Raw genomic sequence first — 24875 nt, forward strand, 5'->3', positions numbered from 1 at the left:
GCTAAATTGGCATCCTTGCAAAGAGATGAACATCCCGGTGACACTCTGGCCAAGCCAGTCATTGCGCCGCTAGAGACGTAATTTGTTAAATTCAGCAAATCTTGTCGGCCGCATTTGTTAAGTCTGCGAAATCCGCTCTTGTAATATCCAGACATGGAGAAGACCTTCGCTGGTGCCCGTGTGCGCCAGCTACGGACTGAACGCCGACTCAGCCAAACCGAAATGGCCCGCGAGCTCGATGTCTCCGCCAGCTACCTCAACCAGATCGAGCACAACTCCCGCCCGCTCACGGTGCCGGTGCTGCTACGGATCAGCGACCTTTACGGAGTGGACGCCGGGTTTTTCGCACCTCAAGACACCATCCGGTTGATGGCCGAGTTGCGGGACGCGCTGTCCGATGTCGACGTCAGCGCCGGCGCCGCGGAGGCAGAGATCGCCGAGGTCGCGTCTCGTCATCCGTCGGTCGCGCAGGCCGTGCTGGCGCTGCACCGACGCTACCGGTCTCTTGCCGACCAACTGGCGACGGCGACCCGGGAAGAGCCCGAACGGGCAACCCTAATGCCGCATGAGGAGGTGCGCGATTTCTTCTACGACCACAGCAACTACGTCGACGTTCTCGATCAGGCGGCCGAGAATTACGCCGATCAGATCGGGCTCAACCACGGTGAGAAGCGCCAGGCGCTGGTCGAACGGTTGCGCGAGGCGCACGGCATCAGAGTGATCGTGGCGCACGACCCCAGCCCGGACGCGAACGAGTTGGCCCGATATGACCGGGCGACCCAGACTATCCGACTCTCGCCGCAACTGTTATGGGGCCAACAGGTGTTCCGACTTGCGCACCAACTGGCGAATCTAGAGTTCGCAGACCAGATTGGTGAGGTGGTGCGTCGCACCTCATTCGAGGATCCGCAAGCCAGTGAGCTGCTGAGCATCGGACTCGCGAACTACGTGGCGTCCGCAATGTTGCTACCATACACGATCTTCCGCGACACGGCCGAGGATTTCCGTTATGACATCGAGCGTTTGTCCGCGCACTTCAACCTGGGCTTCGAAAGCACTTGTCATCGGTTGAGCACCCTGCAGCGACCCCGAGCACGCGGGGTGCCGTTCGCGTTCGTCCGAGTCGACCGAGCCGGCAATATGTCGCAACGCCAGTCAGCGACGGCATTCCACTTCTCCCGGGCCGGCGGAACGTGTCCGCTCTGGAACGTCTATGAAGCCTTTGCCTCGCCCGGCAAGCTCCTCACTCAGGTCGCGGAAATGCCCGACGGCCGGCGCTACCTTTGGATGGCCCGCACCGTGTTCCGAAGCCCGCAACGGTACGGCGCGCCAGGCAAACTGTTCGCGGTCGCGCTCGGGTGCGAGATCCGGCACGCAGGCCGGCTGGTGTACTCCGCCGGACTCAACCCTCGCGACCGCGACGCCGCTACCCCCATCGGGGTTGGTTGCAAAGTATGCGAGCGGACCGGCTGCCCGCAACGGGCCTTCCCGCCCGTCGGGCGCCGACTGGACATCGACCCCGACCGCGGCACCTTCATCCCGTACCCAGTACAGAACAGCGGCCGACCGCCGGCTGTGTCCTAACCCGTCGCCGCAAGGCCTTTCAGCTTCGACGCGCGCCGCTACGCTGATTCGTCAGGCTCCGGTACTCGCTATCTTGGATCGAGTACGAGCGCGAGCATTCCGGTTTCGACAACGCCTTGAGCCACGTCACGGAGCTCGCGGTGGTCGTTCTGGCTCGCCATCCGCAGAAGCTCGGACCCTTGCTGCTCCGTCGTTTTGTAGGTCGCCATCAGGATGCCGACGGCGGTGCCGATAGTGCGGTTGGTTCGCAACGCGGCATGAAGATGCTCACTGCGCTCTTCGGCGTTGGCTTTGGCTACGACGATCGCACGTTGAGTGGTCAGGCTGTTGAGGACAAGCACGCTCGTGGTGGTAAACGCCGCCGGTTTCTTCGAATACCTTCCTGCACCTAACGTCTCCTCATCCTCGACGTACAGCGGGTCGGACAACGTGCTCGTAAGCCCGGTTCGCGAGTGGCGAGCCAGCCGAAACTGGTTACCGGTCATCAGCTGCTGGATCGTCGGTGTGAACCACGATGTGCTCGCGCAAGCTGTCGCCGCACGGGCCTCCCCCGTCTGATACTGAATGGTGTCCACCAGACCGGGCAGGTCTCCCGTTACCGCCACGGTCTCGTACGTCCCCCTTCCACGTTTGATGGTGATTGCAGCCTCGTCCTCACCGGGGATCGTGTGGGACGCGTGGGCAACCGTGGTGTTCAGCGTCGCCGGCAGATTGGGCTGGCGCACTATGGTCCGGGCGAAGTCGTCAGCCCTACCCCGATAGGGCATCATGCGCCGACTAGCCAGCTCAGGAGTTCTGCGTGCTCGGTCTTACCTGGAAGATCCAGTTGGTCTTCCGCTCCGTGAACCACGAAGGCTGCGGGGAGTGGCGTGTCCAAGCGGCCGGACGTCGTCGAGCAGGCAGCCGCCGAGCGCCGCTGCGGTCACGCTCGCGTCGCACCCGGCAGGATCGCGCCAACTGCGACCGCACGAGCTTGATCGTAAATCGCGTTTTGAGAACTGACTAGGCACGCCGGGCACATGATGCCGGTGCCTGGGACGAATGTTGACACCACTATTTGTTCGATTGGCCCACAACGACGGTCGACGTTACTGCCATGCTGACGCCAGGCGTCGAGAGCGCGGCCCTGCGCCAACTCAGACGTCGTATTCCATGGCGCCCGTCCTTACGGTGTCGCATTCTCGTTTGCCGTTGAGGGTGAGGGGTGTTCTTGACGATAGTTGAAGCATCTGCCGTTGCTGACCTGGGTCCTGCTGACGCCGATAAATACGGCGTCCTTCGGGCTATCGAAGGTCGGCTGCTTTGGCTGTCGACGGCGATGATCGATCACGCTAACCGGGATCGGCCGAGCCGCTCGGGACTGAAGATCGGTGGTCATCAGGCGTCGTGCGCGTCAATGGTGTCGATCATGACATCACTGTGGTTCAACCACCTGCGCAACGGCGACCGCGTCTCGGTCAAACCGCACGCGTCGCCCGTGCTCCATTCCATCAACTATCTTCTCGGGAACCTGGACGAGTCGTATATGCCGCGACTGCGGGAGTTCGGTGGTCTGCAGTCGTATCCAAGCCGACTGAAGGATCCCGACCCGGTCGACTACTCGACGGGGTCAGTGGGCATCGGCGCGACTGCGCCAGTGTGGGGGGCGCTCGCGCATCGCTATATCGCCAGCCATTTCGACACAGAGGGGACCGGGCGTCAGTATTCACTGCTTGGCGACGCAGAGCTTGACGAAGGTGCTTGCTGGGAAGCGATCATCGACCCAATGGTCTCGGAGTTTGGCGAGTTGGTCTGGATCGTCGACCTGAATCGTCAATCTCTCGATCGTGTGGTTCCGAGTATTGGTGCACAGCGACTGGAGGGCATGTTCACGTCAGCTGGCTGGCAAGTCCTCACAGTCAAGTACGGCGGCCGATTGGAGAACCTTTTCGCCCAACCTGGCGGAGAGGGCCTCCGCGCTCGGATCGACGGAATGCCTAACGCCGAGTATCAACGATTGCTGCGCTGCGAGGCGCCAGAGGTTCGCAATCGCCTCGTCGGCTCCGCCCGTGCCCGACACCCGACACGCATGCTCCTCGACCACCTGTCTGAGTCGGAGCTACTCGCTGCGGTCCGCGATCTCGGCGGTCACGACCTAAGGGCGCTCGGTAGGGCGTTCGACGCAATCGACGATCACCGGCCGACCGTGATCTTCGCGTACACCATCAAGGGTCACGGCTTGGCCACTGAGGGCCATCCGCAGAACCATTCAGCGCTGTTGACCGCGGATCAGCTGAGCGCGCTCGCTCATCGAGTCGGCGCCGACATCGAACTGCCATGGCAGCGATTTCAGGCTGGTACCCCCGAGGCCGACTTTTGCGGCGTCGTCGCCCACCGGTTGCGGACGGATCCCGGCGCACGGTCCGCTATAGAACCGTCGGTCCCGTGCGACCTAGGACGCACTCCGACAGGCATCGCCACCACACAGGCGGCTTTGGGCCGCGCGCTACTCGACCTCAGCCGAGCAGCGCCTACCGTTGGCGCGCGCGTGGTGACGGTCAGCCCAGACGTCAGCGCCACCACGAACCTCGGTGGCTGGGTAAACAGGGTTGGCGTATGGTCGCCGCACGAGCGCAAAGACTGGTTTGCCGACGACGAGGGTACGACGATCCGTTGGCGGGAGCGACCCACGGGGCAGCACATTGAGCTCGGAATCTCCGAGGTCAATCTCGTCGGAGCGATCAGCGAGCTCGGTGCGACCTGGAGCCGATGGGGCGAACCACTCCTACCGATCGGCGTACTTTATGATCCGTTTGTCGAGCGCGCACTGGAACCGTGGTCTTTCGGGATCTACGCCGGCGGCCAAGCTGTGCTAGTGGGGACGCCGTCCGGCATCAGTCTTGCGCCGGAGGGAGGCGCACACCAGTCCATCAAGACGCCGTCGATCGGGCTCGAACAGCCCGGCTGCGTTTCGTATGAGCCCGCGTTTGCGGTCGACACCGAATGGATCTTACTCTCAATGCTCGGCCAGCTCGGGAAGCCCGATGGGCAATCGGGTTACCTTAGGCTGTCCACCCGCCCCGTTAACCAGGCCCTTGCCGCCGTACCCAGCGATACTGCGGCGCGGGAACGGCGCAGGCGACACGTCATCGCTGGCGCATATGTGTTGCGAAGCAGCCATCGCCCAGACCTGACGATTTGCGCTATGGGCGCCGTCGTTACGGAGGCTCTGGATGCAGCGGGGCGCCTCACGAAGCTCGGGTTCGCGACAGACGTCCTGTGCATCACAAGTCCCGACTTACTCTTTCGGGCCATGCAAAGCAGGCGAGGGCTTGGCGCGGCTGAAGACTGGGTGCTGAACACCGTGTTCGGTAGCAGCCGCGCAGCACCGATGGTGACACTTCTCGACGGGCATCCGCACACCCTGGCGTTCCTGGCCGGCATCAACCAGGTCCCGGCCACTCATCTTGGTGTCACTGCATTTGGTCAGTCGGGTGATATCGACGACATGTACCGGCACTTCGGCCTGGACGCCGAATCCGTTATCGGGGTCGCGCTAGACCTTGTCGACTGATCACCCCTGCGACGCCTTCAGAAGGCCTGTCCAACAACCTCGACGCTTGACACCAAGGACCTCTTGCACGGAATCCTTACAGTCAATCGTTCGATTCCTCCACGGGTGACTTGACGTGCAGCGATGTCCAGAAACTCGGGTCGTCGTCTATCCCGTCTCGGCCGTGCTCCAGCTCGATCGGGCCAAGGTCGCCATTGACCTCGAGCAGCCAGTAGTGGGGGAACCAATCGACCCAGCGCAGGGCCGAAGCACCGCTGGAGCAGGTCGGTTTGCCGGCGGCCGGAACGGCGTGACGTTCATCTGCATGCCGCGAAGTTGTCCCGTGTGGACCTCGCCGCGCAAGCAAAACTGATGAGCACCCGCTTAGGGTCGAGACGCCTTGGATTTGTCATTCCGTTGCACACCGAGGCGGAAGGACAAAGCGCGTATGCGCCCGGTAGGCGAGCCGGGCTCGAGATGCGTACGAAGACGAACCACGTCGTGCCAAATCGGCATCAAACAGCGAAAGTACGAACCGCGACGACTGCGTCAACCGCGCTGAAAACTCCGCATGCGCTGAGATTTGAAGAATCGCCAGCACATGCGGTGGCAGGGATGACCGGTTACATTTTGCCTCACGAGCAGTCACGGCGACACCCTCGATGTTTATCCCAATGTCGCGAACGATGTCGTACTGAACGTCAAGAGTGTCGACTGATCGGCCATATTTCCGAAGTAGGCCCACGGTCTTTCGCAATGCCGGTCACCAATGATTGCTGCGGTGCCGCGGCCAAATCGCGACACTGAACATGCCGTCTCGGTACCGCGTGGCGCGCGAGAGCGCCATCGCGTCACCTAGAGCCGCAGCCCTCAGACACGTAATGGCGGTAGCGCGTGCCCTCAGTCGGGGCCAAGGGCGCGGTGGAATAGATGGAGATACTGCGCCTGGACCTGCGGTGGCGCCGCGGTAGTTGTGAAGCGGCTCGTGATTTCGAACGGGCGGGATCTGCGAGCCGAAACGGCGGCGCCCTGGGATACGTCGGAGACCGCAGGCTCCGTCTTGGTGGTTACAGGAATACCAACGACGACGCGGTCCGCCATGGCGACAAACGATCACTTATGGCAAGCCCACACCATCAAGTCAACCAAAATTTGAACACTCCGTTCGGACATTCGAACAATGTGACCGCCAAGTACCAGTGTTTTACTTCAGATCGCGCTGTTAGAACCGCAGCCAGAGTCTCCCCCCCCCCCCCCCCCCCCCCCCCCCCCCCCCCCCCCCCCCCCCCCCCCCCCCCCCGAGGTGTGGCAGTCCGTCACCCGTGCTGGCGCCGCATTTGGACTGTCGTCGTGATCACCTACGTCTCCCCCTACCGATTGGATCTCGCATGCTCGATGCGTATCGACCTCACCCTGGACGCGTCGACCGAATTCGTGGCACCGGCGCAAAAGAAGTTGGGCATGGTCGAGGGTTTTTCGGCATCTCTCCGAACCTCAACCACGGCGGCCGGATCGCGATGTTCGGCCTGCCGTCCGAACGGATCCAGATCGACTGGGGCAAGGTCGTGACGCACATGATCACGATCGAGAACCTCTACGGGCGGGACCTGTTCGACACCTGGTACGCGATGTCGCCGACGCTCGCCGCCGGCCTCGACGTCTCACACGTCATCCCTCGCCGGTTTCCGGCGAGCAGGTGGGCCGAGGGATTCGCGACGGCCCGCGGCGGACAGTGCGGCAAGGTGGTCCTGGATTGGACGGTGTTCTTCCTACCAATTCGCCGAGGACGCGGAGCACGTCGGCGCGGCCCCGCTCGCCCGGCCGCGTGAGGGCATCCACCGTGGCCATCAGCGTGTTCGACCTGTTCTCGATCGGCATCGGACCGTCGTCGTCCCACACGGTGGGACCGATGCGAGCTGCGCGCACGTTCGCCGAGGGTATTGCCGAGGAAGGGCTGATCGAGGAGGTGACCCGGTTGCGGGTCGAGTTGTTCGGCTCACTCGGTGCGACCGGCCACGGCCACGGCAGCGACCGGGCGGTCATCCTCGGGCTCGAAGGCGAGCGTCCCGAGACAGTCGACACGGCGACGGCTGGCCAGCGAGCCGCCGTGGTGCACGAGAGCGAGCAGGTCGTACTGCTCGGCAAATATCCGGTCAGGCTGACCGCGGACGACCTCGTCCTGCACCGGCGCACGAGCCTGCCGTTCCATCCCAATGGCATGCGGTTCTTCGCGTACTCGGCTAGCGGCTCGTGCGTGCGCGAGCGCACGTACTACTCAGTCGGCGGCGGGTTCGTGGTGGACGAGGCCGCGGCCGGCGCCGACCGAGTCAAGACCGATGACACCGTGCTGAGCTACCCGTTCCTGTCCGGCAACGACCTGTTGTTGCGCTGTCGCGAATCGGGGCTGCCGATCAGCGGGGTGATGCTTGCGAATGAGACGGCGTGGCGGCCCGAGTCCGAGGTGCGCGAACGGCTGCTGACGATCTGGTCGGTGATGCAGCAGTGCGTCACCAACGGCTACTCGCACGAAGGAACCCTGCCCGGCGGGTTGAAGGTACGCCGCCGCGCGCCCGAACTGTACCGGAACCTGTGCGCCGAGACGTACTCGACCGATCCGTTACGGGTGATGGACTGGGTCAACCTCTTCGCGCTGGCCGTGAACGAGGAAAACGCGGGCGGTGGACGGGTGGTGACCGCGCCGACCAATGGCGCGGCCGGCATCCTCCCTGCGGTGCTGCACTACTACGTGCGGTTCGTGCCAGGCGCGTCGGACGACGGGGTCGTGCGGTTTCTGCTGGCAGCCAGTGCGATCGGCGTGTTGTACAAGGAGAACGCCTCGATCTCGGGCGCTGAGGTCGGCTGCCAGGGCGAGGTCGGGTCGGCCTGCTCGATGGCGGCCGGCGCGCTGTGCGAGGTGCTCGGTGGCACGCCGCGTCAAGCCGAGAACGCGGCCGAGATCGGCATGGAGCACAACCTCGGCCTGACGTGTGACCCGGTCGGCGGGCTCGTCCAGGTGCCCTGCATCGAGCGCAACGCGATGGCCGCCGTGAAGGCGATAAACGCGGCTCGGATCGCCTTGCGGGGCGATGGGCAGCACATCGTCAGCCTCGACAACGTAATCAAGACGATGCGCGAGACCGGCGCGGACATGAAAATTAAGTACAAGGAGACCGCCCGCGGCGGACTCGCCGTCAACGTCATCGAATGTTGAACATGGCCGCCGGTGTGTGATCGGCAGGCGGACCTCCCGTTTCATGGTCATGCTCGCCCCACTTGAGCCGACTAGTAGTCAGCCGCTACCGAGGACCGAAAATTCGAGAAGAGGATCTGTTCGCAATCGAGGTCGACGTGGACGGCCTGCCTACGGCTGAGCACCGCCATCGTGCCTTCTCGCGCAATTGAGATCGAGCGCCACCGACGCCGCATCCAGCGCATTTGGACATAGCGCCGTACACCGGGCGTAGACGCGCCGCGCTGTCCGCGATGTACCCCGTTGTCGTTCACGCCGGCTCCCTGAAGGTGTGCGCGCAAACGACACCGACGACCCGTTCCGTGCGGACAGCCCGTTCACCTGGCTTACCGGCGAGGCAACAGCGGACGCGGTGCTTGGCACTCGCCCCGCGTGACGGTGGTCTCGACGTCACCCTGTTCATCGCTGAGAACGCACAGGCTGGCGACGTGCGGTACTTTCACGATCGTGCACACGGCGCGGTCTGGGTCGGAACATATCGAGCGTCGCAGACACGGCAAGGAGGCTGTCCATTAGCGTTCGGCCCACGCACCGGACTGCGGGCAGCGCTCGAGGCGGTCGCGTCGCGAAGGCGACCGTGCGGCGAGGCCACGACACCGACGTGGACCGACTGCTACGGGCAGCGCGTCGCAACGCTTCTACAGCACCTGCACGAACTGTGCCCCATTAAATATGAGTGTAAATATGAGTGGGAAATCGCGAGCTCCAGCAGCCGGTCGACATCACGACCCGCGGTTTTCGCCGACGCCAGCGGATTCCCGAAAGTTCTCGACCGGCCAGGCGAGCGCGGGCTCGAGGGCACATTCTGGCGGCGCGCTCGGCTTGAGGGCAACCACGTGGGTATGACTCGATTGTCGCTGCTAGAAGGCACGCGCCTAGAGCGCCGAGCATCATTCGCGCTCGGCGCACACATATTTCTGGATACGGGCGCGCGTGCAAGGACCCGTCGGATCTCCACCTAACTCGGCCGCACGCTCAGGATTGCCCTCAGCGCCGCGGCCTCGGGCGGGGTTAGGACAACAACTGGATCTCTGCCCTGAGAGGACCTTCGGCGGCCCGGCATGGATACGGCGAATCACGCCGTCTTCGGCGTCGCACGCAAGCCGGAATGCATGTACGACTCACCCGTTGGCAGCCTATAGAACACCACTCCGACGTACACGTTTACCGGTGGGTAGGCGAAAACGAACACGTTGCCACTCTGGTCGTAGGGAACGAGATCAAAAATCCGCGGTGCGTCCTGCATACCCCAGGCCACGTGCGGGCCGGTCATTGTCAATTCCATCTGAAGATGACCGTCGACCTGACGGACGTCATAGCGAACGCTTGCACGCTCATAGCGTCCTACGTGACTGCTCGCATCGACGATAAAATCGTCTGCCGGTGGCGTAAGCGGGCTAGGCATTATGACATCAGTCTCCTCGGCGAAGATCTCGCGAAAGAGCGCCTCATACAAGTTCTCGGACAGACTTCGGTTGGTTAAGAGGGCAACCGCGAAATTCGCGTCCGGCACCACCCGAAGATAAGCCTGTTGACCAATTGTCATTCCGTCGTGACCAACTACCAGCCGGCCGTTCCAATCATACTGCTGCCAACCAAGTCCCAATGACGCATCATAAGTCGTATCTGGTACAGGGACTGCTTGATTAATCATCGCGCTCGTCGATTCTGTTTCAAGTATGCGCGCTCCATTTGCTGCAAGGCCACCGGTCAGTTGGAGGCGGGCAAACGTCAGCACATCATTGACTGAAGCGCAAATAAGCCCAGCCGGACCTGTCGAACGCGGGAAGGTCCAGTGTTTTGCTGGTACCGCTATCCCTTCGCTCCTCTGGAGATGACCAACCGCGGCACGATGCAGAATTGCGTGCTCGGCAAGTGTGACGGTGTTCTCCAGACCGAGAGGTCGTATCAGGCGTTCCTCGAGCGCCTCGTCCCATGTCGATCCGGTAAGGCGTTCGATCACGCGGCCAGCGAGGCTGAAACCTGCGTTGCAGTAAGAAAGCGTCGCACCTAACGGGTGCGTCAGGCTTGCTCCGGCGAGCGAGGCCACGTATCTTTCCAAGCAGTCGTCACCACGCCCGGTTTCGGTGAAACCATCACCGTCGATCCCACTGGTGTGCGTCAACAAATGCCGCATTGTCAACTGCTTTGTCACCGCCGGATCGGCGAGTTCAAGTTCAGGCATGACCTCCACGAGGGGCTCGTCGAGGTGAAGCTGGCCTTGGTCGACGAGCTGCATAGCCAGTGTCGCCGTCCACAGCTTCGTGATGGACCCGATCTGAAAGAGTGAGTCGGGCGTCGTACGGATACCCGTCTTTCGACTTAACCGCCCGTATGCCACGACGGCAACGTCGTCGTAATTTTGGTTAACGCGCAGAATGCCCAAAGTGGCGCCGGGTACGTCGTACTTTTTGGCAAGGTAATCGAGTCTTCGCTGCCAGTGATTGGATTGGATTGGCCGGCTAAGTTGGTCGGACATCACGTACCTCCATGCCTGCCAGCGCGCGTCCACCGGTTGTCGACGCAGGGTATTTGCGAACGCCCCCGAACCCGAGTCAACGGGTTTGGCACGCCACCGAAGCTAGCCACTGAAGGTGAACATAGCGGTCCAACTGGCGTCGGCGCCTGGAAATCTTGACAGCTTTCCCTGTCTCGCTTAGTGGCGTACGGCAACATCGGATCGAGCGCCGATGGGTATGCCACGGATCTGGAACACGACGGATCGCTTGGCCGCCCACGCCGGGGTTGGTGTCGGCGCACCAAGACCGTTCGAAGAGAGTACGGCCGGGATGTTGTGGGTCGCCCGGCAGGCCGCCGTACAGGGAACGCTGGATCAAACGACGAGCCACTCGGGTTGAACCGGATGGAGTTGTCGCAGCGGCGCTCCTGATCATTGCGACTGGTTCCAGCCGCGACTTTGCTGCCGACCGAGTCAACGGACGCTCCGGCGGACACGGCACCGATGAAGGAGCCCTGCCTCTGCAGGGTAGTGCGTCTGGCCAACAGAAGCGTTCACTAGTTGATCAGCATCCCTATGGAAAACTTCGAACCGCGGTCATGCCACTAGCGGCTGCCACCGCTGCGGGCAGGGTCAGCGAATGTTCCGCAGGGAACCCAGCCAACTGCTCGAATCACGCAAGCCGCGGCAATCGCTGTCGATACCAGATGACCTGCTCCAGAGGCCAAGTTTGACTCGGTCATCCAGAAGGCAACCGCGGACGCCTTCTTCTTCCTGCTCCAACTCAACCTCCTACCGGCAGCGACGGCGGCCCGTCCTACTACCCATCGCGGTCGATACAAGATCGAACCGCGGCCACCAGCCTCGACGCCTCAACCCAATTGACCCGATCGAATTCGAAGCATCGCAGCCGCGTTGATGGATCAACGGGTGTGACGACCTGTCGCAAACCGTGCACCGGCCGTCATGCGTCTCCAATCGCGACGGTCACACGTACCGCCTCCAAAGGCGCTCGCGCCCGGTTCGGCACCGGCACACCCCAGAGGTCCTATCCCTCAGGCGACACTCGTGGATCGTCTGCTCGGGCAAAACCGTCCGCGGAGTTGTTAGCTCGAACTGAACCTGGAGCGTCGGTTCGTCGATCTGTCCCTCCCAGCGCTCGCATTCCCCTGGAAGGCTGAGGCAATGCTTATCCTCTTGATCGGAGGGCGCGTTGTCGATCCAGGTACGGGATTAGATACACACGCCGATGTCTTAGTGCGCGACGGATCCGTGGCGGCCGTTGCTCCGAAGGTGCCGGTCCCCAGCGGCGCCATCGTCATCGATGTAACTGGACTCGTCGTCGGGCCGGGGTTCGTGGATCTGCATAGCCATGTGCATTCGATCGCCGGCCATCGGCTCCAAGCTATGGACGGAGTGACCACGGCGTTCGACCTCGAGGCCGGGCTAATGCCCGTACGGCGTGCGTACGCTGAAGCGGCTCGCGACGGGCGGCCGTTGAATTACGGGTTCTCGGCATCGTGGAGTGCAGCCCGCAGCCAAGTGCTTCTAGGAGTCGAACCCGACGCTCAGGTCATGACGGGTCTGGCCATATTAGGAGATCCGCGTTGGCAGCGAACATCTTCGCAGGCTGAGCTCACGAAGTGGCTGTCGTTGCTTGACCGTGAGCTTTCAGATGGTGCCCTCGGTATCGGCGTTCTCCTTGGGTACGCACCTCGCACTGAGCCGAACGAATTCCTGCAGGTCGCACGGCTGGCGGCACATGCGAACGTCCCCACGTATACGCACGTACGCGAACTCGTCGAGGCTGACCCTACGACACCGATCGACGGCTGTGACGAGATCGTCATGGCCGCTGCGGAGACGGGGGCGGCGATGCATCACTGTCACGTGAACAGCACCTCGCGTAGGCACCTCGATCGAGTATTGGCGACTCTAGAACGATCTCAAGCTTCGGGGTCGCGCGTGACCGTCGAGACGTATCCGTATGGAGCGGGGAGCACCGGCGTGGGCGCGTACTTCTTGGCGCCTGAGCGTCTCGGCGTTTGGGGACTCGCGCCGCGGAATATCGTGTTGGTGGAAACTGGCGAACGCATCGCAGATCTCGAGCGTCTCCGTGAGGTTCGGACCACAACTCCTGGCGCCGAGTGCATCGTTGAGTTCCTCGACGAGAACGACACTCATGATCAAGAGCTCGTCCAGCGGTCCATAGCTTTTCCCGACGCTATTGTCGCTAGCGACGCCATGCCGATTTTGTGGAGGGGCAACGTTATCGACTCACGTGAGTGGCCACTGCCGCCCGCCGGCGGCACCCATCCGCGCACGGCGGGAACGTTTGCTAAGACGCTTCGGATGATGGTGCGCGAGGCTGGCGTTTGGACGTGGTCCGAAGCCTTCCGCCGTTGCGCATACCTTCCCTCGCGGATACTGGATGAGGTTGCGCCCGTAATGCGTCGTAAAGGTCATCTTGGAGTCGGCGCGGATGCCGACCTCGTCGTGTTGGATCCGTCGAGCGTCACGGATGCAGCGACTTACCGCAATCCAACAAGACCGTCAATCGGCGTGCGACACCTTCTAGTAGGTGGTGAATTTGTCGTTCGAGATGGCGCCCTACAAATAGACTCGCTTTCCGGTCGCGCGATCCGAGGGGAGCCAGGTCGATGAGGATGCGCTCCGTACGAGTCGCCGGTCGATGGTGATAGCCGGTAGCAGACCTAGCCAGCGGCAGCACTGCGCTCGGGCATTTGCGGATGGTCGCATTGCATGTGCACTTCCGGAACCGGATCGTCTCCAGTGTGAGTTCGCCTGACAGGTTCGACTCTATGACGCGCGACGGCCGATGCCGGAGGGCCCGCATCGGGTGCGGTTCGAGAGTCTCGCTTCAAGCCTCGTGACTGGCTTTCGATCGAGCGCTCATAGCCACCCGTCGGACGCCGAACCATCTTGCCATCGTCGCGGTCCTCGTTCAGTCGTATGACTGATCGACGGCAACGTAAGGCTGCTCCGGTGGACTCGATCGTGGAGAACGACCTGGCGAGCCAGCCGCGGATACAACTCCTCCGTATAGTGTTCGCCGCCGAGATTGACGGCATAAAGGGGAAACAAGCTCGAGGTTACAGTGAGTCGCACGGCATGGTTCGGCAGAAGCTCATGAGCAACGGGGGTGAGCCTAATCTCGTACCGATGAGGGATGTTGGGAGCGAAGGTCGCTTGCGTCTGCGCGCGAACGACGCCATGCGCGAGATGGATTGACTGGATGTCTCCAGCAAACACGTCCTCCATCGAGACTATCCAGTCGGCGTCTTTCGCGTCCGTTTCCGCCCAAAGCACAACCTCTGGGCGGCCACATATGAGCATCGGCTCGACCAGCGGCTCAGATGTGTAAACCAGTACGTCATCACGGCTGAGAGCAAACGAGGTATCGAGCGTGAATGCCTCAACGCCCAGCCGGGCAAACGAACCAGCGTTTGGCTGCCACGGGACCGGTTCGTCGGGGTTGTATATGAACTGATCAGGTGGCTCATTCGTAACAGGCGCTGATTTGAGTTTTCCGTCTCCCCGCCGCGTATTCGCGCGCCCTTCAGACGACAGCCAGCGAACCGCCGGGGCCTCAGAACTTCGGCATCCATCGATATCCGTCCAGGCATTGCGGCCGGTGATGAAGATTGAGGTCGAACCTGGCTGGGAACCCTCCCCGTCGATTGGAGTGAACCAGTCGATTAGCACCTCATCAGGATCTATGGCCGCTCTTGGGCCCCACTGCACACCCCCAACGTCGGCACGCGGTCGCCGGACCGCATCTGCATCCCATGGTCCGACGACAATCCTATGACGGCCTCCGGCCGGTGCGCTGCGCATAAGTGACCAGTAGCGAAGCGTGGGAGCAAGACCAGGGTCCCACCAGCCGGATATGAATAGGCTGGGGGCGCTGGCCTCTTTTAGAGTCGACGAAATGTCAAGCGATGACCAGAAATGGTCGTTTGGATTCACGTGCTCAAGCCACTCAACCCATGGTATGTCGGCGCGCCCGAGCACGTCATCCATCCGTGAAACCGGGCGAGACATGAACACGTCCGTCCACGACGGTACGTCGGCCGGTTGAACGGTCCGACCTCCGACGAGGTGCTGCCAGAAGAGCCAATCCAACCTAATCGCCCCTCCGCGTGCCGGCATACCTTCTCCCGCACCGAACGGCGAGGAAACAGCTATGCGAGAGACCGCCGGATGATTGGCATTGGACAGCGCGGTAAAGCCGCTATAGCCGCTTCCAAATGTGTTAATTTGGCCGTTAGCTTCAGGTTGTGCGCTCGCCCAATCGAGAACGGCTTGGCCGTCCTGAGCCTCGTTTACGAAGGGCACAAAGACGCCGTCTGAGTCGCCGCGACCCCGTACGTCGCACGCGATCACGATGAAGCCGCATGCGGCGAGTCGCTTGTACCGTTCGGAAGGAGCTACAGGCGCCTGACCCGTGCGGGCCGGTCGCGCTAGTCGGTTGTTGTCGTAGGGCGTCCGGGTAAGGAGAACCGGGTACTCCCCCGTCTTGGCCGGGCGATAAATGTCCGCAGACAGCTCGATACCGTCGCACATCGTAATTCGCTCATCGAATCGAGAGCGAATATCGTGTGTATCCAGGAACTTCATACCAATGCGTCACCTTCGACGGGCAAAACTAGCTGAGACCGATGTTTCGGACCTCGGTGGATGCTTATGCGCACGACGCTGGCGCGAATTGCGTCGGCCCACGACTCACCGCCATTCAGATTGCGCGCGAAGGTTGGCATGCCGGCTGGCGAAATTGACATCGCGATTCGATGACCGGCAAGGAAGGTGTGGTGCAGCCACGTAATAGGAATTCGGACCCGGACCACGTCGCCGGGTGACATCGGTTTTTGATGGTAACCCTCTCGGTGGCTTAAGCGCAGGACGGCCTGCGGAACGTCTCCACTCACCAGGATTGCCCGGCCATCGGGGCAGACGTCATACAGGGTGACGCCGATGTCAGTATCTGGCGCATCGATTGCGACGTAGCCGTCGAACTCGGCCAGTCCGCTCACATTTATCGGCTGCACGAGCTCCGAGCTCGTATAAACCAAGACGTCCGCACGGCGCATCCAGTAGCGGCTGTCAAGTGGTGGGTCGCCCCATGTCGTCGAGTTGAGATTCGAAAAGGCGCGCGGCGGATCTTCCGGGTCATATGTGAAAGCGTCTGCCCCACAACGGGTCGGGGGCGTTTGAGCTAGAAGTCCGTTGCCTGACAGTCCTTCTGCGCTGCCGTCGCTGGCCAGATACCAGGAATGCGGCTTGGTGGTCGGCGCGGGCCAGTCGAGCGTCTCCTCCCATCGCATACGACCGGTCCGAAATATGCGACAAACGGGAACTTTCTTGGACTCCGGAGGTCGCTGAGCCTTGAGGTGTTCCGCCATAAATCCTGCAACGTAGGAGAGGTTGTCTTCGATCGATTCAGAGACGTCGAGCCCGCCGAACTCCGGCCGTGGGGCGATGTTGCCTGGGTGGTCCCAAGGGCCGATTAGGAGCCGCGCGCTCGCCGCCGCTCGGCTCCGGCGCAACGCTAGCCAGTTTTGAACTGTGTTTTGGTCATCCCACCACCCGAGTGCTACTAGGACAGGGATGTCAACATTGATCCAGTCATCGTCAGACAGCACGAAGTCATCGCTCAGCCAGTCGATCCGACCCTGAACGTATAGCGGCCAGAACTTCTTGGCCACACCGATTTCCTCATGCAGTGTCCGTAACGGGAGGCGGAGTAAATTCGACTCCCACGACGCAGCCATCGGATTCTGCATCGTGCGCCCCGAGACCATGTTGAACCACCACATCCAGAAGAGCGCTGGTACCCCCGTGTCCGCACCCGGCCGGGGGCCGATCTTTGCCGCACCCATCGCCATGGGCGCAATGCATCTAAGGTGAGGCGGCTTGGCCTTTACGGTCCACCATTGCGTCAAAGCGTCGTAACTGACACCTACCATCCCCACCTTGCCGTCGCTCCAGATTTGCTCCGCTGCCCACTCAACGGTATCGAAGCCGTCGCTTGAGTCCTCGATGAACGGAGCGAAGTCTCCCTCGGAGTCTCCTCGACCGCGGACGTCGACCGCCACGTATGCGAATCCGTAGTCAACGAGCCGGCCCCAGGACGTCTGAGCCGTCAAACGTCCGCGCATGTACGGCGTACGCGTGACGATGGTCGGGAATGGCCCGTCACCTGCCGGCAATTTGACGTCGGCGGCTAACTCTGTGCCATCCCGCATCGGCACTCGACGGTTCCAAAGCGTTCTCGATACCTGCACTCACGCCTCCACTTTTGGCTGACTGCCCCGCATTTTGATTCGGACCCAGCTCACCGATCTGCACGATGGCCGACGCCTTCGAGCCAGGGCGGCAGTAAGGCCGGCACGACATGACTCGCTCGATACTCAGGCGATCCAGCGCGACGCCAGGCAGCGACGACACGCCATGTTGCTACTTCAGCGTGTGAGCAGCAAGTGAAAGTCGATCGACGAGGAGTCGAGCGGCAGTGCCAATCAATCGGTCGGCGGCCGGATTACGGTAAAGCATCTCGCCGGTTCGGACAAAGATCGCGACCGCGTAGCGCCGTCCGTCAGGATACTCGACAACTCCAATTTCGTTGCGAACGATGCCGATCGTACCTGTCTTGCCACTCACGCGAATTGCGTCGTCAGGAAAGCCCGAGCTGAGGCGGTGCGTCCAGACCTGCTTGCCAAGTATCGCGCGAGCCTGGGCGCACGCATCTGGTGATGCAACCTTATCGGTCCAGAGCAGCTCCAGCAGCCGTGTCGCGTCTCGCGGCGTCGTCCGGTTGGTCGCGCTAGGCGTGCATATGGCCATAGACGGCACCCGCTCCGCATTGGCGCGCATGACCTGCTCTAGATCCTCGTCAGGCGTAGACATCGGAAGGTCGAGATCCTTGTTGATGCTGGCGAAAGTATCGACGCAATCGCCGACGAGCTTGGTGCCAGAAAGACCGAGCGACTCCATAAGGGCATTGACACGATCGATGCCTACGAGTCTGCAGACGATGTCAGTCGCCGTGTTGTCGCTCACCGTGATCATCGAGGTCGCGATGTCGCGAAGCGACCAATCCGCATCATCGTTGAACACCGAGAGACCGGTCGGGCCAGGCGTAGCATCCGCGGCCTTCACCACAATCCGTGTACGCGGGTCAAGATCTCCGATCGAAACCTGGCGAACGTATTCGGCAAGCACCGGAACTTTGAAGACTGAAGCGGTTACGACTGGATGCTCTGCGTCGATGCCCGCGTCGACGCCTGTGTCGATGTCAATAGCGTGCGCGAAGACTCGCGCTCCGATTTTGCTGGCTTCCTCTTTGATGTTTGAAATGGCCGATGTCTGCTGATCCAGGCCCGTCACGTTCGACTTCCTTCCTCGCGGCAGTGTTAACCATGTAGAAGTTTCGGCGAGCCCAGCCCTTAGCATTTCGCGTATTCCGACGAACCGAGGGTCGAGTTATCGGTGAGCTGGACGAACGAGGCAGGTCGACTCATGGCGCTCGTCACGAGCTGCTCGGTTGAGGCAATTCCGCGCCGCCCACCTGATCCGCGGACTCATTCAAAATCCGCAGTTGCACCATGGCGGCGAACCGCGAATCCGGGTCATCTAAATCGATGCCTCCTACCTCGGACGCACGGCGCAGTCGGTAGCGAAATGTATTCGCGTGAACAGATAGAGCCTTCGATGCTGCATTGATGTCGCCGAACCACTCCAACCACGAGCGCAACGTGTCAACGAGTTGGCTGTGGTGCTCTGCGTCGTATGCAACTAGTCGCGCGACGGGCCCTGTGGGGCGGTCGCCGCGCGCTGCGGCGAGATCGCTTAACTCCATCATCAGCGCTTCGACGTGCACATCGCTCAGTTGTGCAGATCGATCGCCGCCCCTGCCGCGGCGCGCGCAAAGTACGCGCACACATCTGTCAACGTTCATGCGGGCGCTCGACAACTCCGAGACTCCCTGTGCGACCGGGCTGATACCAATCACCGCGTCGCCGTAGCGGATCGTGCGGTCAAGGAATTCGTTCGCGATCCGGCTCGCTCGTTCTTCTGGATCTCGATAATCCTGGTTCATCGGCAGTAGCCCATAAGCGACATGTCCGATCAACGCCGTAGCACTATGGGGCTGCATCGCAGCAAGGTGCATGGCGAAGGCGTCGCTCAACCTCTGACGATCCGCTTCGATTCGGGCACTGGGGCGCACGGCCGTGGCGTCCCTGTGCGATTCCGGGATGGCTAGGGCGAGCACGATCATGGCTTGATTCGCCAGTCCGAGGCGGCTTAGGGCTTCTCGTGCTCCGGGTCCGCCTTCGAGCGCCGTACTCAGCAAGTCCGCCCGTAAACGGCGCTGCACGTCGGAGCCCGCTCGAATGCGGAGCATGTGGAGCGCAGTTAGTTTTGCGGCGTCGCAGAGAGCCGTAGTTCGGTCTGCGTCGAGCGACTCACGCACGGCAACCCAAATGGATCCAAGCACCTCGTCACCGGCACGTACGGCTATGGCGACACGGGGCAGTTGGTCCGACGTCAGCGGATCCTGCCAGATCGGCGTATCGCTACGGTAAAGGTCGCGGAACACACCGAGACTGGCCTGCATCTGGGTGAACCGTTCCGGCACATGTCGCCCGAGGACGGTCTCAATCCGTCCTTGATCGGCCTCGTCCTGCCGGCCAGAATATGCGAGCACACGCGAATTTCGGTCCTCGATGGTGATGGGGGCATCGACAAGCGCGGTAATAGCATTGGCCAGGGCGAACAAATCGCCGGACGGTATTCCTCCGAGGGTCTCTGCGTCCACGTCTGCGGGCGCCTCATCGACAAGTGCAGAGCGCGCCATAGAGGCGAGCTGAACCCAGGACGCTCCGCGAGTGAGCGATACGACGGGGACGCCAGACCTCTCCGCCGCCTGAGCGACGCTCTGGCTCGTCGACACGGGCGCTCGCAAGACCAGTGCCGCCGCACCCTGCCTGCCGATGGCTTCAAGCAACTGCGTGGTTGCGGCGTCACCGTCGACGCCAACGCCGAGCACTAGGGCTCCACGCGCAAGCTCCGGTTCATCCAGCGGATCGTGGATCACCACTCCGCTGATCTCGATGTCAGGGTCAGCCTCGCCATGGACGAGTTCGAGGAGAATCGATCCGAGATCGTCCAACAACCGACGCAGACTGGCGCGAGGCCTCGCGTTTGACATCACGAACACCCCTAGACCATAAGCCCAGGATGCTGACACTACGTCATTCGTTCACACGAGAACGAGGCTGGAAGTTGTCGAGAGGACCAATCTGCATCCTCTTCAAGGCTATAAAGGTATCCATTCGGACCGGGTGGTCACGGAATCGAGTACCGCGCTAAGCGGCTCGACTCCGAGGCCGGCGCCGGTCGGTACAGCGATCTCCGAGCCGTCGAGTTGAAAGGGCAGAGTGAGGTCTTGCTCGTAGTAGCGATCCGAGGCCGAGATGTCGCCCGGGAGCGCGAACCCCGGCAGCGCAGCCAGCGCGAGGTTGGCTGCTCGTCCGATGCCAGTTTCGAGCATTCCACCGCACCAGACGGGTATGTCGCGAGCGACGCAGACATCATGAACCCGACGCGCCTCCAGATAGCCGCCGACACGGGCAGGTTTGATGTTGATGATTTGGCAGGCCCCCCTCGCGATCGCGTCGATCGCACTGCGTGCGGAGGTGATCGACTCATCCAGACAGATCGGCGTTTTGACAATCTGCGCGAGCTCGGCGTGTCCCGCAACATCTTCCTCGTCCAACGGCTGCTCGATCAGCAGTAGCTCAAACGAATCGAGGGCGGACAAATGTAGGGCGTCGCCCAAGGTGTAGGCGGTGTTAGCGTCGACCTGCAGCATTATGTCGCCAAACGTTTCACGAACCGCGCGAACCGGCTCAATGTCCCAACCCGGCTCAATCTTCAGCTTAATTCTCGCGTATCCCGACTCGAGGTAATCGGAGACCGCGTCTAATAGCTGTGGGATAGAGTCCATGATGCCGACCGAAACGCCCGTCGTCACACGCTCTCTTACCGCGCCAAGCTCGCTAGCTAACGAAACGCCTCGGAGACGCAGCTCCGCGTCGAGAACGGCCATCTCAAGTGCGGCCTTGGCCATTCGATGACCCTTAATCCGGGAGGTCGCAGGCGCAACGCTGGACGCGTTCTCGACGTTCGAGACTGAAGGTATAAGAAACCGACGGAGCACGTCGGCGCACCCATCAATATATTCAGCGGAATACACCGGATCGCTCATCGCAACGCACTCACCCCAACCCTCGCCGTCAGGCGTGACCGCACGGAGAATTAGAGCCGGACGCGTCGTTTGAATACCGAATGAGGTGCGGAACGGTGCTACAAGCGGCATCGCGATATGCCGCATCTCGATTCCTGTCAGCTTCACTGCATGTCCTTCCGATCCATGAGATACCAGCCGTTACGGTCGAATCCAGCAATCCGGCCCCCGTCGCCGAGGTTGCCCCCGAGTACGTCGCGCACGGCCAGTCGCCATTCCGCGGCTAGCTTCGGATCGGTCCTACGCAGTGATTCGATGTCCGCGGGAATGGCGATTCTGATCGTGGCTCCAGAGACCAAGCCCATCAGCGGACCGCCGTCCGCGCCGGCCTTAAGGGCGTCAACCGCTTCAACGCCCGGCGACCTACTTCGAAGCCTTCCCTCGCACGCGGCGGAAACCGCGGGAGAGTCAAGCTGCCACCGAACAAGCAGCCGATCAGTTTCGTCGCCACCATTAATAGCGTCGTCCATTGGACCGTAAAAGTTCGGGAGGTACTCCGTGGCATCGGCTGCCAACTTCACCAGGTTAAAGTAGGCGTTGCGACGGACCAGCGGATCGAAGGTCCAGCAAATCTCGGATATTCCCCGAACCAACGCCCACGCTCGTTGATGCAGTTTCAGTGCGAATCCGATGTTCCGGGCCCGCATGGCCGGGTCGACGCCTGCGATGTGACTATGCATCGAGGCATTAGCTGGCGGCGAAACGAAACCGACGCACGACCCGACGAGCTTACCGTCAACGAACGCTCCACTGACATAATTACCGGCCTTTGTCAAAGCCCGCAGCAAGTCGGCTGTAATTGAACCGGTTTGCGATCCCGGGCGCCAAATCTTCGTGCATAACCTCTCGGCAGCTACGAGATCTTCCAGATCGGAGAGTTGGCGGACCAGCACCTGGGCCGTGCATGCAGCAGCGTCTGCTGCTGCTGCTGCTGCGGCGTCGGGAGATACAAGCGAGGGGTTGCCCACGACGACAATCCTCGCGGCTCCCCCGCAGGCCATGTTCGTGAAGTCGGACCAGTAGACGTCAACCGATTCGTCGACTAGAACTGCTACGTGTGCGCGGAAAGCTGACTCGCGATCAGAGCGGTAAGCAGGGACACTCGGGCGGGAAGCGCCCCGACTAATACATGTTCGTCGTCCGCATGCGCACCACCGCCGATCGCACCCAGTCCATCAAGCGTCGGAGTTCCGATGCCCGCTGTCAGGTTGCCATCTGAACCGCCACCGACCGCAATCTCGCTCAGAGGGCCAAGGCCCAAGTCGTCAGCGAGTCGCGCGGCTACGGCGAATAGCTCCGCAGATGCCCGCCGGGAGAGCGGTGGCCGGTTCGGGCCGCCGTCTAGGTCGAGGCGCGATCCGGCTAGCACGGGGCGCAGCGAACGCATCGAGGCGTCTATTCGGCTCTGTGCCTCAGCATCACGTACCCGGACGTCGACGGAGAACCACGCTTCTGCGGGTACCGTATTGCGGGTCGTGCCAGCCTCTAGCTTAGTTGGTGTCACGGTCGTGTCTGCCGTACCCCACGAGGCGATCGTTAGGACCTGATGCGCCGCCTCGACAGTCGCGTTAACTCCACGTTCGGGTTCCAGGCCAGCGTGAGCCGCTCGGCCATGAATCCGCACGTTGTACTGCGAAACACCTTTGCGCTCAGTCTTCAGAGCGCCGCCCGGTCCTGCTGCCTCCAGCACGAGTGCCGCACGGCAACCTCGGGCGTGCTCTTCGATCAGAGCGCGCGAGGTCGGAGACCCAAGTTCTTCGTCTCCTGTGATCAGAACGGCAATGCCGTCATGGTCACCCAGTCGGCTCATGGCGTGGAATGCCATTACGATGCCGGCCTTCATGTCGAAACAGCCCGGTCCGCGCATTTTGTCACCGGCTATTTCGAACGGATGCGTCTCCAATGAGCCGATCGGCCACACCGTGTCGTGGTGACCCAAGATCAAAACTCGAGGACGCTTGCCAGTACGCCACAACAGATGGGTACGTCCATCGAGCACGATCCGTTCTGGCGAGAACCCTAGGTGGGAGATGCCAACCACGCTGACGGCATCGGCGCTGCGCGCGACGGCAACTCTGTCGGACGACGGGGATTCACATCGGACCAGGTATTCAATCTCATCAAGCATGATCTGCGCACGGCTTGCCAAAACATGTTCCCCTCTGGTCACACACTCGCACTACCTGACATACGAAACCCGAACCAGCTATCGGTTGTGTCCCGACCTCGCGGTCTCCGCGATCTAGGTCATTGCCGGCCGTTGCCGCGCATTACTCCGCGTCAACGCTCCAGAGCGCCTGGCTCGGCAGGACATCCCGATTGACGACCGCACCTTCCTTCAAGACCGTCGACACCGTCAGGTAGTTTTCGGACCTCGCCAACGGGTCGGCGTTCAGGATCACGATGTCTGCGAGTTTGCCTCGCTCGAGGCTTCCGAGATCTCTGTCAAGCTTGAATGCGCGCGCAGCGTTGAGGGTGGTTGCAACCAACGCGTCCGACGCAGGCAGTCCGAGATCCTGCAAAGCCTGGAGATTCTTGACATGGCTCACTCCCAGGTCGGGGAACCCGTTGGGGGGAATCGTCCCGCCGAAGACTTTACGTTCGCCAGGGGTCATCACTGCAGTGTTCGGCGACGAGACGATTGGGACGCCCGTCGCAATAAGTGCACGGTTGTCCGCATGCTTTGTCTCGAGCATCTCCAAGAAGCCTGGCCATAAGGCGCTGTCCGGCTGTCGCCTGTACCACTCCATATCGTCCATCGACGCGGCCGCCAGGTGAAGCGGAATCCGACTTCGAACGACGCGTTCAAGCGTCGTGTGAGTAAGTGATTTTCGCCCCCACGACGCGTGCATCCAACAATCGGGTTCGAGGTCGAGCGCCATGTTGGCACCTTCTTCAGTGGTTGCAAACAAGGCCATCACGGGAATCCCAGCATCGCGGGACTCTTCCACGATCATGCGCTGTACGCGGGGGGAGTACATTATGTAGTGATATGAGCCAAACCGATGGGCGTTGATCGAGAACGCGGCGTAGTCGATGCCGCTTCGAACATATTCGTGGACTTCCTTGCGCGCGGCATCAAGCGAGAGCCTCGCCATAGGCTCGCCTACATTGAGCTCCCAGGATGCGTTGAGTCGCGCCTTGAAAGCTGGATCGACCTCTGCGATAACGCGCCCGATTCGCCGCTTTGCTGAATCCTCGCCCACGTTTTCTTGCGAATGATCACGAAGATCAGGAGAAAACGGGCCGGCCGATCCAATTTGGTTCCCGCATAGATAGATCCGTGCGCCCACTGCGCGCCCATTGCTGATGGCTTCTCGAGCGGTGATCAGCGTGTCTCGGGCGCCGGCACCATCGAGTACCGTCGTGATACCGGCTTTGAGCGCGAGTTGCGCGGATTCGATGATCAACTCGTGATGTCGGCCTTCGTACTCAATCAGCACAGGGGGCCATCCATTAGGAGTGAGCACGGTGTAAGGCTCGATCAACCCAGGTATCACAAACTTGCCACTCGCGAAGATTCGCTCAGCGTCCGCGGGGATTGGCGTTCTGCTATCGCCGACCTCGACGATGCGTGCGCCTCGCACAAGTATTACGCCGTCCTTGATCGGGGAACGACCGGTACCGTCGATCACTGTGGCCCCGATGATTGCGCGCATCTGTCCTAGCGGTTCAATCGCCACTTCGATTGTGCCTTTCTAATGATTATGTGTTAGGCCCG

16 protein-coding genes are annotated in these 24875 nt (G+C 61.7%); 5 read left to right on the forward strand and 11 right to left on the reverse strand.

Features of this window, described 5'->3' with window-relative positions; all coding sequences use genetic code 11:
- Positions 1-153: 153 nt before the first annotated feature.
- Positions 154-1584: a helix-turn-helix transcriptional regulator gene (locus ACSMXN_RS21905; RefSeq protein WP_022915802.1), complete on the forward strand. Its 1431-nt coding sequence runs from the start codon at positions 154-156 to the stop codon at positions 1582-1584.
- A gap of 68 nt (positions 1585-1652) precedes the next feature.
- Here ACSMXN_RS21905 and ACSMXN_RS21910 read toward each other — a convergent pair whose 3' ends face one another.
- Positions 1653-2354, reverse strand: a complete 702-nt coding sequence (locus tag ACSMXN_RS21910; RefSeq protein ID WP_022915803.1) for an ANTAR domain-containing protein — start codon at positions 2352-2354, stop codon at positions 1653-1655.
- A 548-nt stretch (positions 2355-2902) separates the two neighbouring features.
- Here ACSMXN_RS21910 and ACSMXN_RS21915 point away from each other — a divergent pair.
- From ACSMXN_RS21915 to ACSMXN_RS21925, 3 genes are all read left to right on the forward strand, one after another.
- Positions 2903-5137 (forward strand): transketolase-like TK C-terminal-containing protein, encoded by a 2235-nt coding sequence (locus ACSMXN_RS21915; RefSeq protein ID WP_081649392.1) that lies wholly within the window; start codon positions 2903-2905, stop codon positions 5135-5137.
- A gap of 1367 nt (positions 5138-6504) precedes the next feature.
- Positions 6505-6945, forward strand: coding sequence for a hypothetical protein (locus ACSMXN_RS21920; protein ID WP_022914407.1), 441 nt, complete (start codon positions 6505-6507; stop codon positions 6943-6945).
- Between the two features lie 11 nt (positions 6946-6956).
- Positions 6957-8327: an L-serine ammonia-lyase gene (locus tag ACSMXN_RS21925; protein WP_022914406.1), complete on the forward strand. Its 1371-nt coding sequence runs from the start codon at positions 6957-6959 to the stop codon at positions 8325-8327.
- Between the two features lie 71 nt (positions 8328-8398).
- Here ACSMXN_RS21925 and ACSMXN_RS21930 read toward each other — a convergent pair whose 3' ends face one another.
- Entirely contained in the window at positions 8399-8620 is a 222-nt protein-coding gene (locus ACSMXN_RS21930) for a hypothetical protein (protein WP_155958460.1), read from the reverse strand.
- 821 nt (positions 8621-9441) lie between these two features.
- Entirely contained in the window at positions 9442-10845 is a 1404-nt protein-coding gene (locus ACSMXN_RS21935) for a serine hydrolase domain-containing protein (protein ID WP_022914403.1), read from the reverse strand.
- A 1122-nt stretch (positions 10846-11967) separates the two neighbouring features.
- Between ACSMXN_RS21935 and ACSMXN_RS21940 the strand changes: the two genes are divergently transcribed.
- Complete coding sequence (locus ACSMXN_RS21940; protein ID WP_455407791.1) at positions 11968-13488, forward strand: amidohydrolase family protein; 1521 nt, start codon at positions 11968-11970, stop codon at positions 13486-13488.
- 249 nt (positions 13489-13737) lie between these two features.
- On the opposite strand, the gene ACSMXN_RS21945 is transcribed toward ACSMXN_RS21940, so the two are convergent.
- From ACSMXN_RS21945 to ACSMXN_RS21980, 8 genes are all read right to left on the reverse strand, one after another.
- Positions 13738-15465 (reverse strand): CocE/NonD family hydrolase, encoded by a 1728-nt coding sequence (locus ACSMXN_RS21945; RefSeq protein WP_022914400.1) that lies wholly within the window; start codon positions 15463-15465, stop codon positions 13738-13740.
- The gene (locus ACSMXN_RS21950; protein WP_022914399.1) at positions 15462-17090 is read right to left on the reverse strand and encodes a CocE/NonD family hydrolase; all 1629 of its coding nucleotides are present in this window, start codon (positions 17088-17090) and stop codon (positions 15462-15464) included. The genes ACSMXN_RS21945 and ACSMXN_RS21950 overlap by 4 nt, the downstream gene beginning before the upstream one ends.
- Before the next feature lie 211 nt (positions 17091-17301).
- The gene (locus tag ACSMXN_RS21955; RefSeq protein WP_022914398.1) at positions 17302-18231 is read right to left on the reverse strand and encodes a serine hydrolase; all 930 of its coding nucleotides are present in this window, start codon (positions 18229-18231) and stop codon (positions 17302-17304) included.
- 142 nt (positions 18232-18373) lie between these two features.
- A complete protein-coding gene (locus tag ACSMXN_RS21960; protein WP_035944275.1) occupies positions 18374-20056 on the reverse strand; it encodes a PucR family transcriptional regulator in 1683 nt (560 codons plus the stop codon).
- A 108-nt stretch (positions 20057-20164) separates the two neighbouring features.
- Positions 20165-21262, reverse strand: a complete 1098-nt coding sequence (gene menC / locus ACSMXN_RS21965) for an o-succinylbenzoate synthase (RefSeq protein WP_022914396.1) — start codon at positions 21260-21262, stop codon at positions 20165-20167.
- A complete protein-coding gene (locus ACSMXN_RS21970) occupies positions 21259-21834 on the reverse strand; it encodes a GNAT family protein (protein WP_196811367.1) in 576 nt (191 codons plus the stop codon). The genes menC and ACSMXN_RS21970 overlap by 4 nt, the downstream gene beginning before the upstream one ends.
- Before the next feature lie 371 nt (positions 21835-22205).
- The gene (locus ACSMXN_RS21975) at positions 22206-23282 is read right to left on the reverse strand and encodes a M20 family metallopeptidase (protein ID WP_022914394.1); all 1077 of its coding nucleotides are present in this window, start codon (positions 23280-23282) and stop codon (positions 22206-22208) included.
- A gap of 142 nt (positions 23283-23424) precedes the next feature.
- On the reverse strand, positions 23425-24837 hold the full coding sequence (locus ACSMXN_RS21980) for an amidohydrolase family protein (RefSeq protein ID WP_155958458.1): 1413 nt from the start codon (positions 24835-24837) through the stop codon (positions 23425-23427).
- Positions 24838-24875: the final 38 nt, after the last annotated feature.

The organism is Parajatrophihabitans canadensis, assembly GCF_053764775.1.